8 protein-coding genes are annotated in these 13,971 nt (G+C 42.7%); 6 read left to right on the top strand and 2 right to left on the bottom strand.

What is annotated here, in order from left to right:
- The first annotated feature begins 65 nt into the window (after positions 1–65).
- On the top strand, positions 66–383 hold the full coding sequence (locus tag RCZ04_RS00210; protein ID WP_460483917.1) for a hypothetical protein: 318 nt from the start codon (positions 66–68) through the stop codon (positions 381–383).
- 77 nt (positions 384–460) lie between these two features.
- Here RCZ04_RS00210 and RCZ04_RS00205 read toward each other — a convergent pair whose 3' ends face one another.
- Positions 461–1,387 carry a Dyp-type peroxidase gene (locus tag RCZ04_RS00205; RefSeq protein WP_460483916.1) on the bottom strand — a complete coding sequence of 309 codons (927 nt, stop codon included), beginning with the start codon at positions 1,385–1,387 and terminating at the stop codon, positions 461–463.
- A 146-nt stretch (positions 1,388–1,533) separates the two neighbouring features.
- Entirely contained in the window at positions 1,534–2,616 is a 1,083-nt protein-coding gene (locus tag RCZ04_RS00200) for a chorismate mutase (RefSeq protein WP_460483915.1), read from the bottom strand.
- Between the two features lie 1,079 nt (positions 2,617–3,695).
- Here RCZ04_RS00200 and RCZ04_RS00195 point away from each other — a divergent pair.
- From RCZ04_RS00195 to RCZ04_RS00175, 5 genes are all read left to right on the top strand, one after another.
- Positions 3,696–6,839: a SusC/RagA family TonB-linked outer membrane protein gene (locus tag RCZ04_RS00195; protein WP_460483914.1), complete on the top strand. Its 3,144-nt coding sequence runs from the start codon at positions 3,696–3,698 to the stop codon at positions 6,837–6,839.
- Between the two features lie 12 nt (positions 6,840–6,851).
- Complete coding sequence (locus RCZ04_RS00190; protein WP_460483913.1) at positions 6,852–8,525, top strand: RagB/SusD family nutrient uptake outer membrane protein; 1,674 nt, start codon at positions 6,852–6,854, stop codon at positions 8,523–8,525.
- Positions 8,512–9,888, top strand: a complete 1,377-nt coding sequence (locus RCZ04_RS00185) for a DUF4960 domain-containing protein (RefSeq protein WP_460483912.1) — start codon at positions 8,512–8,514, stop codon at positions 9,886–9,888. Before RCZ04_RS00190 ends, RCZ04_RS00185 begins: the two co-directional genes overlap by 14 nt.
- A 12-nt stretch (positions 9,889–9,900) precedes the next feature.
- Entirely contained in the window at positions 9,901–11,364 is a 1,464-nt protein-coding gene (locus RCZ04_RS00180; RefSeq protein ID WP_460483911.1) for a glycoside hydrolase domain-containing protein, read from the top strand.
- Between the two features lie 379 nt (positions 11,365–11,743).
- Positions 11,744–13,963: a GH32 C-terminal domain-containing protein gene (locus RCZ04_RS00175; RefSeq protein WP_460483910.1), complete on the top strand. Its 2,220-nt coding sequence runs from the start codon at positions 11,744–11,746 to the stop codon at positions 13,961–13,963.
- Positions 13,964–13,971: the final 8 nt, after the last annotated feature.

The following is a 13,971-nucleotide window of genomic DNA, read 5'->3' as shown; positions in this document are numbered from 1 at the left end:
TTTCTTTTTAAATATTAAAATATTGTATATCTTTGCCCCAAATTATTTAATTTAATAAAAGACATATGGACAGTAAAGTTACATCAATTCTGAGCTATTTTGGTATTTTGTGGTTAGTTGCCTATTTTGCGGGAACTAAAGATGAAAAATCTATCTACCACCTTAAACAAGGATTTGGGCTATTTGTCGTAGGATTTGCCTTCGGTATTATACTCCGAATTTTAATGGTAATTTCGGCTACTGTTGCCGGAATTGTTTCTCTTCTTGGTATCGTTCTTTTGGTATTGTTTATCATTGGGGTAATCAATGCTGTAAAAGAAGAGCAAAAACCACTTCCTCTTTTTGGTAAATCATTTGAAAAAAGTTTCAATTTTATCAAATAAGTAGGGATTTAAAACGCACAAAAGAGGCTGTTAGGGTTTTCCTTAACAGCCTCTTTCCTTATCTATGTTTTCAATCTTTATCCTGTAAAATCGTCTAATAGCTCTAACGAAGGTACAAAGAAAAGCGTTCCCGTTTCGGCAGTACTGAAGTCTAATAAGCAGTCGTAATTGCCCGCAGGTTTGCCTACAAACATATTAGTGAGCATTTTTTCTACCGTACTAAAGGTGTTGGCATAACAAATAAAGTAAGTGCCCATTTGGTGGCTCACGGGGTCGTGAAAAGGCATATTATCTCTCACTACTTTTAGGCTGTCGCCCACATTAGCAAGAGCCGAGTGCGCATTCGTAGGCTTGGTATCATCATCCATTTCTATGTCCATTTCCTTACTACGCCCTATTACTTTTTCTTGCTCTTCTACAGGCAAGGCGTGCCAAGCGTTCATATCGTGTACGTATTTCTGTACGAATAAGTAACTTCCTCCTTGATAATCGGGGTCTTCGTCGCCTACTACAGCAAATTGTTCGCGCTCTGCGCCACGAGGGTTTTCCGTGCCGTCTACAAAGCCAATGATAGCACGCCCATCCCAATACCTAAAGCCTTGCACATTCACAATGCAATCGGCTACGGGTTGCATCACCTCGCTGATAGTCGCTGCCATATCGTAAGCCAAGCTGGGGTTATGTGCACGAATATGAAAATGCAAGTCGCCTTTAGTAGCCACAGCTGTGTGTTTACTCCCTTTGATAGGCTGAAAGTCTTTGAGTTCTTTCGGTAGTGGTTCTGGTAATCCTAAAGTAAGCCACGCCCTATAGCTGATGCCAATAGTTACACTGGCACGCGCGTCCGGGAAGCGGTCAGCTACCGAGTTGTTCAGGTTGCCCACCAAACCACATACCTTTGCAAAAGTATCGTTCAGTAGGTCGGGGTCTATATCTTTTTTAAATACCCATACCAAAAATACAGTATTGTTATTAGGCAAATCTGTTACATTCTGATAGTTCATCTCTTTTAATATGAATCAAGAGTTAGAAAATAAATAATAATTGGTTTATACTGAGTTATGATGACTCTCGCTAATTCCCCCTCTTTGAGGGGGCTGGGGGAAGTTTGTAATCAATAAGATAATTCAACTCTTACCTCTTATAACTCCTAACTTTTCACTACTCTCTCCTGACGGTTGATAGACTCTTGGTGAATCGCTTTAAATACCTGAATCACTAAGTCCTCACTGAGGTTGCGTTGTTCGCCCTCTAATATCATTTTACCCAAAATTTCGTGCCAACGTTGGTTTTGCAAAATCGCTACATTGTTCGCTTTTTTCAGTGCCCCGATCTCATCAGCTACCTCCATACGTCTTCTAAGTAAATCTAAGAGTTGGTCGTCAATAATATCAATACGCGAACGCAAATTGCTGAGCTGACTCACATAGTCTTCTTCTGAAGTGGACGTTTTACGAATGCGCAAGTCGCTCATTATTTGTATAAGTCGCTCAGGCGTAATCTGTTGTGCAGCATCGCTCCACGCTGCATCGGGGGTGCAGTGCGTTTCAATCATTAGTCCGTCAAAATTCAAATCAAGTGCCGTTTGCGATACATCGAATATCAAATCACGTTTGCCCGTAATGTGCGATGGGTCACAGATAAGTGGCAAATCAGGGAACTTGTTTTGCAATTCAATCACCAATTGCCATTCAGGAATATTCCGGTATTTAGTCTTCTCATAAGTAGAAAAACCGCGATGTATCACCCCTAAGTTTTTAACCCCTGAGCGTTGCAAGCGTTCCAAAGCTCCTATCCACAACGGAAGGTCAGGGTTTACTGGGTTTTTTACTAATATAATCTTGTTAGTGCCCTCTAATTCGTCAGCTATTTCCTGAATAATAAACGGACTCACGGTAGAGCGCGCTCCTATCCATAACATATCAATATCGTGCTCCAAGGCAAGCTTCACGTGGTCTTTATTAGCCACTTCGGTAGCCGTTTTCAGTCCCGTTTCTTCTTTCACACGTTGTAGCCATTTAAGCCCCAGAGCTCCCACACCTTCAAACATACCCGGGCGGGTACGAGGTTTCCAGATACCCGCACGAAAGAACGACACATCAGTATCTTTGAGGCTGTGTGCTATCCTGAGCACTTGTTCTTCAGTCTCAGCACTACACGGTCCCGCAATTACTACGGGGTGGTTAAGGTGTAAGTTATCAAGCCATTGGCGATTTTCTTTCGTTATTTCCATTCTATAAATCTTATCCTTTTACAAGTTAGACGGCAAAGATACGAAAAAACTAAAGAATAACAGAGAAAAAAACAAAAAACTCTACACTATCAATTCATAAATTAGTATGAAAGTAGCGTACACTAACATTTAAATGGCTAAAAACCAAAAAAATAACCTATCTCCTTAATCTTAACTTTACCTTAGTTCCGCCTTTTGTTCTTCATTTGTTCGTCTTTCCTTCACCTTTGCGTCGCTACATTCCCCCTTTGGAGGGGGGTAGGGGGAGGTTATCTTCGTCATTTGTTCGTTCATTATTCACCTTTTCGTCGCTACTTCCCCCTTTGAAGGGGGGTAGGGGATGTTTTTACTATCTTACCTCCGCTCTTCCTTCGCTTATCGTCCATCATAGAGCCGATGTAGAGCCACTTATTGTTCGTCTTTTCTTCGTCTTTTCTTCGTTCATTATTCACCTTTTCGTCGCTACAGTTCCCCCTTTGAAGGGGGGTAGGGGGATGTTATCTTCATCTTTCTTTCGTCTTTTCGTCGCTACTCCCCCTTTGAAGGTAGTCCGCGAGAGCGGAGTGTGTGAATAGGGGGGATGTTTTTACTATCTTACCTTCGCTCTTCTTTCGCTTATCGGCCATCATAGAGCCGATGTAGAGCCGATGTAGAGCCGATGTAGAGCCGATGTAGAGCCGATATAGAACCGATATAGAACTACTCATTGTTCGTTTATCGTATAAGCTTTGTATAAGCTCTATCTAATTTCATCATTAACCATTAACCATTCATCATTAACCATTAACCATTTTCTTTAAGATAACTATAATTTTAAAACATACAAACGAAAATAATAGAAAATCTCTCCTGTTACTTTTTATCCATAAGCTATCAAAAATATTTAACCTTATTATTATCAATAAATTAACTTTTTCCTGTTTTTTTAAGCTATCAAAAATTAGCCACATTTTTGATAGCATTTGACCATTTTTTGATAGTTGTTTACTTTCTTTTGCCTTACCTTTGCCTCCGAAAAAACATCGCATTTTCACCAGTGCGAACAAACTTAAACCAATTGTTATAAAACAAATACCAATATGATGAGTAGAAAGATAAACAAACGCATTTTACTATCGCTTTTGCTCTGCAATTGTTCGGGTGCTCTTTTCGCCCAGCAAGTAAAAGGGGTAGTGAAAGCCAAATCCGACAACAGCCCTATGATGGGCGTAAGTGTGGTGGTAAAACACAAAACAGTAGGTGCTTCTACTGATTTCGATGGGAATTATACCCTTCAACCTGTTGCCGCTACCGATAGTTTGGTCTTTTCTTATATAGGCTACAAATCTCAAACCGTAGCCGTGAAAGGACGCAAGGAAATAAACGTAAGCTTAGAAGAAGAGGTAACCACTCTCGAAGGCGTTACCGTTTCTGTAGGGTATCGTACTGAACGTAAAGCCGACCTTACCGGTGCAGTATCAGTAGTAAAAGTAGACGAAATGATGTCTACTGCCGAAAATAACCCTATGAAAGCCCTCCAAGGTCGTGTCGCAGGTATGCAAGTTACCGATAACGGAGGTCCTGCGGGTAAAGCTACTATCCGTATTCGCGGTATCGGTACACTCAATAACAACGACCCTCTCTATATTATAGATGGTGTCCCTACTCAAGGCGGTATGCACGAACTCAACTCTAATGATATAGAAAGTATCCAAGTGTTGCGTGACGCTTCCGCAGCCAGTATCTACGGGTCTCGAGCTGCTAATGGGGTCATCGTTATTACTACCAAAAAAGGTAGAAACGGAGTACTTAAGGTAGATTTCGACCATTATACTACCGTTTCTATGTTCCACTCACGTATGCAAATGCTCAACTCCAATGAGTATGCACAAGTACTTTGGAAAGCAGCCGTAAATCGTGGTAACAACCCTAATCAAAACCCACTTGGTATTCATTATGATTATACTACTGATGCCAATGGTCACGCTACCCTCAACAATTTGTACTATCCTCGTGAGTATTTTGATAAAACAGGTAGCCCTATGATTCCTTCCAATACCGATTGGTTCAAAGAAATTACCCGTATGGGCGTAACCGAATCTTATAACCTTTCCGTAACCAATGGTACTGAAAAAGGAAACTACTTCCTATCATTAGGCTATTACAATAACGATGGTCTTGTGAAAAACACCGACTTCTCCCGTTTCTCTGCTCGTATCAATACCGATTACAAGCTCTTTGGCGATGTAGTAACCATAGGCGAGAACTTTACCGTAAACCGCACCAGCGAGGTAGAACAACCGCACCAAATTACTGAATCGGCAATGATAGCAGTCCCATTCATTCCAGTACGCACTGCCGATGGCAAACACTGGGGAGGTCCTGTAAACGGCTTACCCGACCGTCAGAACCCTGCTCGCCTCGTAGCCGATAATAAAGATAATCGCTATAACTATTGGCGTTTGTTCGGTAATGCTTTTATCAACATTCAGCCTATCAAAAAACTGAACATCCGCTCTAACTTTGGTGTAGATTATGGCAACTTCTATAAACGTGTGCTCAATCGTTCTTATGTTTCTGGTTTTATGGAAGAAGGCAAAGAGAAAACTTTCTCTCAACTCGAACAAGCACACTGGACAAAATGGAACTGGGCAAACACTGCTACTTACGACTTTGAGCTTGGAAAAAGTCGTTTTGAAACCCTCGCCGGTATGGAAATGTACTCACAAGAAGACCTTAACTTTGCAGTAAGAGGAGATAACCTTGCTATCGAAACTCCTGAATATATGTGGCCTACCTTGGCTACAGGAGGTATCACTGGTAGCGGTTCAAACACAGGCTATAAGTTGCTTTCTTTCTTCGGAAAAATCAACTATGCTTATGACAATAAGTACCTTGCTTCAGCTACCCTTCGCCACGACGGTTCATCTCGTTTTGCTAAAGATAATCGCTGGGGTACTTTCCCTGCGTTCAACTTAGGTTGGCGCATCTCTCAAGAGCCTTTTATGGAAAAAATCAACCATACAGTTTCTGACCTCAAATTGCGCTTCGGTTGGGGACAAAACGGTAACCAAGATATCAATAACTACGCAATTTATGATATCTTCGACCCTTATTATGGGGTAACTGGCGACTTTATTTGGAATGGCATCTGGAAAACATCTTACGATATCGATGGTAAAGGCTCTGGTCAGTTAGCTTCTGGCTTCCGCCGTACACGCCTCGGTAATAAAGACCTCAAATGGGAAACCACTACACAAACCAACTTTGGTATCGACTTCGGTTTCTTTAATAACAGTCTGTATGGCTCTGCTGAATACTATATCAAGAAAACTACCGACATCCTCGTTGAACCTCCGTATGCAGGTATCAAAGGCGAAGGAGCCTACCAATGGGTAAACGGTGCCGCTATGGAAAACAAAGGTTTGGAAGTCTCTGTAGGTTATCGTAATGAAACCAAAGGTGGACTTCGCTACGATATCAACGCCAATATCGCTACCAATAAAAATAAGATTACCGAATTACCTGAATCAGTAATCAATGCTTATGGTGGTAATGGTAAATGGGATAATGGTTTAGGTCGTCCAGTAGGCTCTAATAACTTCTATGGTTATGTAGCCGACGGCATCTTCAAAACTCAAGAAGAAGTAGACCAACATCCTACCCAAAACGGCAAAGGCATCGGTCGTATCCGCTACCGCGATTTGAATAATGATGGCGTAGTGAATGAAGACGACCGCACTTGGATAGGTAACCCACAACCTGATTTCATCTATGGTTTGAACCTCAATTTAGAGTACAAAAACTTTGATTTTACAGCTTTCTTCCAAGGAGTACAAAACGTAGATGTAGTTTCTAATGTAAAACGCCATACCGATTTCTGGAGCGTACAAGATACTTATGGTAACAAAGGTCGCCGTTTGCTTGACGCTTTTGACCCCGTTACCAATCCAAACTCCGATATCCCAAGCGTTTCAAGTGTAGACGATAACAACGAAGGACGTATGTCTACTTATTATGTAGAAGATGGCTCTTATTTGAAGCTCCGCAACGTACAATTGGGTTACACTTTACCTAAGGAAGTATCTGAGAAAATTAAACTCAGCAAGTTGCGCCTCTACGTGAGTGGCCAAAACCTTCTTACTATTAAGAGCAAGTCGTTTACTGGTAAAGACCCTGAAAACCCTAACTACGGCTATCCTATCCCAATCACCTTTACTATGGGATTGAATGCTTCATTCTAATAACTGATACAAATGAAAAAGATAATATATACCACCGCAATATTAGCAACCTTACTTACTACAGGTTGTAGCTTCTTAGACGATAATCCACAAGGAATTATGAGTGAAAAAGAAGCTATTTCTAAAGCCGATCAGCTTGCCATTGCAGCCTACGCTTCATTAGGCAACGACCACTACGATTCGCCTTTTAGTCTTTGGATTTACGGCAATGTCCGTGCCGATGACGCTTATAAAGGCGGTCAAGACGTAAGTGATATTCAAGTGTTCCACTTCTACGAAACCGCTCAGAATATCGACCCTACCTATGGCGAAGCCGATAAGTTCTGGTTTATGTGCTACCAAGCTGTTTCACGCACCAATACTGCATTGCGAGCTTTAAATCAAGCCTCTGATGCTGAAGTGCCTAACCGCCAGTCTCGCATAGGCGAAATGCACTTCTTGCGCGGTCACTTCTATTTTATTCTCAAAACAATCTTTGGACATATTCCTTTTGTAGATGAGAACACTCCTGATAGTGAATACGAAAAAACACCTAATACTTTGCCTAACGATGAGCAATGGCAAAAGATAGCCGCCGATTTCAAAAAGGCATACGACCTATTGCCTGCTACTCAAGCACAGAAAGGGCGTGCTACTAAAGCAGCAGCAGCAGCTTACCTTGCTAAGGCTTACTTGTATAAAGCGTATCGCCAATCTGATAACAATAGTGTAACAGATATCAACACTCAAGATTTGCAAGAGGTACTTACTTATACCGATGCAGTTTTAGGTACTTCTTATGGTTTGGAAGACGACTTTGCTTTCAACTTCCTTCCAGGTAGCTATGAGAACGGTAAAGAGTCGCTCTTCGCTGTGCAATACTCCGTAGACGACGGTACTCAATACGGAAGCTTGAATTGGGGCGATGTGCTCTCTGTACCTCAGAAGTTAGGTTGCTGCGACTTCCACAAACCAAGTCAGAATTTAGTAAATGCGTTCAAAACTACTAACGGTTTGCCTGATTTTGATAATTTCAACAATAACGACTATAATGCAGCTACCGATAAAGCCGACCCTCGTTTGTTCCACACGGTGGCACTACCAGGCTTGCCCTATAAATATAATCAAGAGTTGATTTACAACAACGATTGGAATCGCAATAGTAACGTATATGGCTTCTATGCTTCTCTCAAAGAAAACGTAGACCCTTCTTGCTCTTGCTTCCGTAATATCAACCCATTCCGCGGTAACTCTAAGAACAGAATTGTGATTCGTTATGCTGATGTGCTTTTAATGCGTGCAGAAGCTCTTATTGAGCTCAACCGCAGTAATGAAGCCTTGCCGCTCATCAACCAAGTGCGTCAGCGTGCTAAACAAAGTACCTCTATGATTCCTTATGCTACCAATGCTGATATAGCTTTGTATCAAAATGGTGTGAACATCACTTGGAATCAAGAGAACGCGCGCAAAGCACTCCGTTGGGAACGTCGCCTTGAATTTGCTATGGAAGGTAGTCGCTTCTTTGACTTAGTGCGTTGGGGTATAGCAGACCAAGTGCTCAACGACTATTTTGACAAAGAGAAAACACGTCGCCCAGCGATATACAACAACGCGCACTTTACTAAAAACAAAAACGAGTATATCCCTATTCCCCAAAACCAAATAGGGTACGTAAAAGGTATTTACAAACAAAATGCAGGATTCTAATATGAAAACAACAGTACACAAACTCGCCCTCGGTATGGCAGCTTTGCTCGGCTTGTTTAGCTGCGACGAGAAACACGAAGGCGAACTTATCAATGATAAAGAGGCTAAAATCAATGCCTTCCAAGCCAATGGTATCGATGGAATCATCGACGAGGAGAAACAAACCATTACCGTTTACGCTCCTTGGTCGGCTACTCTTACCAATATGTCCACCTCCCTCAGCTTGCCCGAGGGAGCTACCTCAGTGCCTAAAGGTGCTACAGGAGTAGATTTGAGTAAAGGTGCTAAGTACCGCATCTTTAATGGTAACCTCTATTGGGATTATACCGTTACCGCTCAGTACCCTAAGATAGAGAACTTTGTTATCGGGAAATACAAAGCTACTATCGACCATAGTACAGGTAAAATAAGTGTGAAATATCCCAAAGGAGAAGCAGTAACTGCGCTAACTCCTACATTTAGCACTACCCCTAATGCTACCGTAAGTCCTGCTTCGGGAGTTGCCCAAAACTTCACTCAAAGCGTTACTTACACTATGAATTACCGCGGTGAGAGTTTTGTGTATAATGTAGAGATTATACCTACCAACTTTGCGCCTATTGCCTTTGTAGGTACAGCTAAGAGTGCTTCTGCTATCGCCAATGAAGATGAGAAAGCAGCTTATACTTGGCTTGCCGAAAACTACGACACTGCCAAATACATCTCATTTAGCGACATCAAGGACGGCAAAGTTAATCTTACCGACTACAAAGTGATTTGGTGGCATTGGGATAACAACAAAGAGTTGCCCGCTGAAGCCAAAGCAGATGCCGTTGTGAACAAAATGAAACAATTCTATGCTGCTGGAGGCTCATTCTTATTGTCTTCTTGGGCTGTACAGTACGTAGTCGATTTAGGTATCGCCTTAGACGGCAAAGTGGTAAATAATATGTGGGGAGAAGGCAACAGTCCATTTGCAATTGGTGATGACTGGGGTATTTGCTATAAAGGCAACGAAAGCCACCCCCTTTTCAAAGGATTGACTAAGAAAACAGGTACTAACGATGTCGCCTTCTTACTCTCTAGAGGGGTAAAAGCCAAAGCACATAACGCCTTATGGAACTTTGAATTTGGTCCTTACGAAAATAATAAAGCAGGTTGGCAAACAGCTTCAGGTGCTAAACAATTGGCAAGTTTCCACTGGAATGATGCTATGAACCGAGCAGCGATTTTTGAATATACCAAACGTGGCAATGCAGGTCGCACCATTTGTATAGGCATTGAAGGCTACGACTGGTATAACGAAGATAATTCACCCGCTAATACCTACAAAAGCAATATTGAATTGCTTACTGCCAATGCTTTAGAATATTTAGCAAATTAATAAATAAAGATGATGAAAAGAACACTTACATTGGCGCTTTGCGCTACCGCCCTAATAGCTTGTGAAAAAAAAGAATATTGTAGTAACGACCCTAATGCGGCTCCCGATGCCTCTACTTGTTATGCAGTACAAGATTACGGTCGTACCTATAAGCATTTCTTTCAACCTAAGAACGCTTGGGTAGGTGACCCTATGCCCTTCTACGACAATGGCAAGTTTCACATCTTCTACCTCTACGACCAACGTCCCGCACCTGCAACCTTCCACCCTTGGTATAGCGCTACGACTTCCGATTTGGTAAATTATACTGATAATGGCGAAGCTATTGCTTGTGGTGCTGATGGTTCACACGAAGATGCTTTGGGTACAGGTTCAGTGTTTAAAGACGGTAATACTTATTACGCTTTTTATACAGGTTATAACGGACAATTAGACCCTAAAGAAATCATCTATAGAGCTACTTCTACAGATATGAAAACGTGGACGAAAGATGCTTCTTTCTCTTTCCGTGCTCCTGATAAGTACGACCGCGATAACTTCCGTGACCCATTTGTGTTTAAAGATGGAAATACTTATAAAATGCTTATAAGCACGCGTGCTGAGGTTAGAGCTGGAGAATGGAGACCTGTAGTTGCTCAGTTTGTATCTACTGATCTTATCAATTGGAATGTTATCTCTGAACAAGAGAAGTTTCTTTACGTAGATAGAGATGCGCACGATGCTTTTATGGTAGAATGTCCTGATTACTTCAAACAAGGAAATTATGAGTATTTGGTATTCTCTAACTATAATATTCGTCGCGTGCAATACAAATACCGTCGTGTGGGAGCTACTGATTGGATAACTCCTACTAATATTGATTTAGACGGCCGCGCTTTCTATGCAGGTAAAACCGCTTCTGATGGTACGCATCGTTATATTTGGGGCTGGATACCTACCCGTATTAACTATGAAGATAATGCAGATTACCACTGGGGAGGTTCTTTGGCTGTACACGAGCTTACTCAAAATGCTGACGGTACCCTTAGCGTGAAAATGCCTACTGCTTTTGATAGCAAACAAGCTGTATCGGCTTCGTTGGGTACAGTGGCTCTTAATAATGATACTCGCGTATTCGACCGCCTCAGCAAAGAATTTAATAAAATCACTACTAAGATAAAAGCTGATAGTGCTACCGAGTTTGGGGTGATGTTTGGTGCTTGCGGTAACTTGTATGAAACTTACCGCGTAACGCTTAACCTTACCAAAGGTGAGTTACAACTCAACCGTGTGATTAAAGATGGAGGTACAGCCACTATCAATACTATAAAATTTCCTGTGAATGCTTCTAAAGAATACAATTTGAAGATTGTACAAGAAGGCTCAGCTGCGGTAGTATACGTAAACGACACTGTGGCTCTTTCTTTCCGTTGCTATAAAATGAACCAAAATGCTTGGGGCATATTTGCTAACGGCACAGCAAACTTTACTTTTTAATGAAAAGGTAAAAGGTAGAAGGTAAAAGGTAAAACGAGGAAGAGTGAACCTAAGACCGAAGGGAAGACGAACAAAAGACGAAGGGAAGACGAACGAAAGACGAACCTAAGACGAAGGATGAACGGCTCTACATCGGCTCTACATCGGCTCTACAGCGAAGCTAAAGCGAACCTAAGACGAAGGAATGGTATACGCATCTTATCTTTTACCTCAATAAATAGATACTTTCATTACTTTATAAGTCTCAGCTTCTTGAAGGTGTTTGAAAACTCAAGCACCTTCAAAAGAAGAGGAGAAACGCTACTAACCTCTACCTTCTAAATTTGGTAATTCCAAAAAAATAATATACATTTGTACCATCTTTTAAATAAAAAGAGATATGAAAAAATATACGAACAACAAACTGATAGCTGGCTTGGGCGTCCTGGCGCTTACTGCCTGCCAGCAAAACGCCGATGACCTCATCATTGAGGACTTTGAATCGGGTACTTATGCTAATTGGATAGTAGAAGGCGATGCCTTTGGTACCGTTCCCGCCACGGGTAGCTACACCGGTCAGCAACCCGTAACAGGCTTTGAAGGCAAACACCTCGCTAACAGCTTCAACAACGGCGACGACTCTCGAGGCACCCTTACCTCCAAAGAATTCACCGTGGAACGCGACTACATCAACTTCCTCGTAGGAGGAGGTACACACGCCGACACCTATATCGAACTCCTTATCGACGGCAAAAGTGTGCTCCAATCACACTCCCTCTACGAAACCGAGACCCTACAATGGCTCTCTTGGGATGTGAAAGCCTACAAAGGAAAAAAAGCCACTATCCGCATTGTCGATAACCAACGCGGCGGTTGGGGGCATATCCTCATCGACCAAATCGAACAAGGCAACAAGCAAAAAAGTGTTTTTATGACCGATTACACCCGCACATTCGACGCCAAAGATAAGTACTTGCTCATTCCTGTGGAAGACCAAGCTACTGAAAACAAAGTCCAACTCTCTGTCGATGGCAATCTCATCGGAGAGCCAATGACTATCCGCATCGCCCAAAACAAAATCGACTATTGGGTACCTATCGATATTCAGGCTTATAAAGGCAAAAAAGTAACCCTTACTTTTGCCGTAGCCAAAACCACCGATATGGGATTAGCTGAAATCAAACAGTCTTCTGATTATAACTTCAATTACGCCGAAACCTATCGCGCTCTATACCACTTCACCCCACAATACGGCTGGATGAATGACCCTAACGGAATGGTATATCACGACGGTGTATATCACCTATTCTTCCAACACAACCCCTACGGCACTCGCTGGGGCAATATGCACTGGGGGCACGCTACCTCCAAAGACTTAGTAAACTGGGAATATCAGCCCGTTGCCATAGCCCCCGATAAGCTCGGGGCTATCTTCTCAGGAAGCGCAGTGATTGATCACGACAATACTGCAGGCTTCGGCAAAGGCGCAATGGTAGCCATCTACACCTCCGCAGGCGAACGCCAAACACAATCTATTGCCTACAGCCTCGATGGCGGAAAAACCTTTACCAAGTACGAAGGCAACCCCGTACTCACCGATGCCAACATCATAGACTTCCGCGACCCGAAAGTATTCTGGCACGCACCTACCAAACAGTGGGTGATGAGCCTCGCCACTACCCAAACCATCACCTTCTATGGCTCTCCTAACCTCAAAGAATGGACACGCCTTAGCGAGTTTGGCGAAGGTTTAGGCGGTCACGGTGGCGTGTGGGAATGCCCCGATCTATTCCCGCTTACCTACAACGGCAAAACCAAATGGGTGCTCTTCGTGAGTATCAACCCCGGTGGACCTAATGGCGGAAGCGCTACCCAGTACTTCATCGGCGACTTCGATGGCAAAACCTTCAAAGCCGACCCAATGAACTACCCATTGTGGTTAGACTACGGTCGCGACAACTATGCAGGCGTAACCTGGAGCAACGTCCCCGCTTCCGACGGCCGTCGCTTGTTCATTGGTTGGATGAGCAACTGGGATTATGCCAATGACACCCCTATTCAGAACTTCCGCAGCGCAATGACCGTAGCCCGCTCCTTGCGTTTAGCCCATAACGGTGAACATCTCGTAGTAGCCAGTGAACCTGTAAAAGAAGTAGAAAACTTGCGCCGTGAGACCGTAAAATTAGAAAGTAAAGCAGCCGAAAGCACCATCGCTTTTGAAAACTTCTTGCCTAATAACCAAGGTGCTTACGAACTCACTTTCACCGTAACCCCTAACAATACCGATAGCTTCTCATTCGCATTGGAGAACAACAAAGGCGAAACCGTAAACTACACCTTTGATGCAGTGAGCAAAACCCTATCAGTAGACCGTTCTAAGAGCAGTGTAAGCTTCAATGCCAACTTTGCCGAAACGATTATCAAAGCGCCAATAGTACCTAAGAAAAGCTACACCGTGCGCCTCTTAGTCGATAAAGCATCTACTGAACTCTTTGTCAATGGTGGTGAAGTGGTACAAACCAATGCCGTGTTCCCTACCGAAGTGTATAACACCCTCCGCTTCAAAACCGACAAAGGCACCCTCACCCTCAACGATATAACTGTTTATAAATTAAAATAATCACGTAT

It is taken from the genome of Capnocytophaga sp. HP1101 (assembly GCF_054772415.1).
Note: the sequence above shows the minus strand (reverse complement) of the source record. Positions and strands in the feature narration are given on the sequence as shown.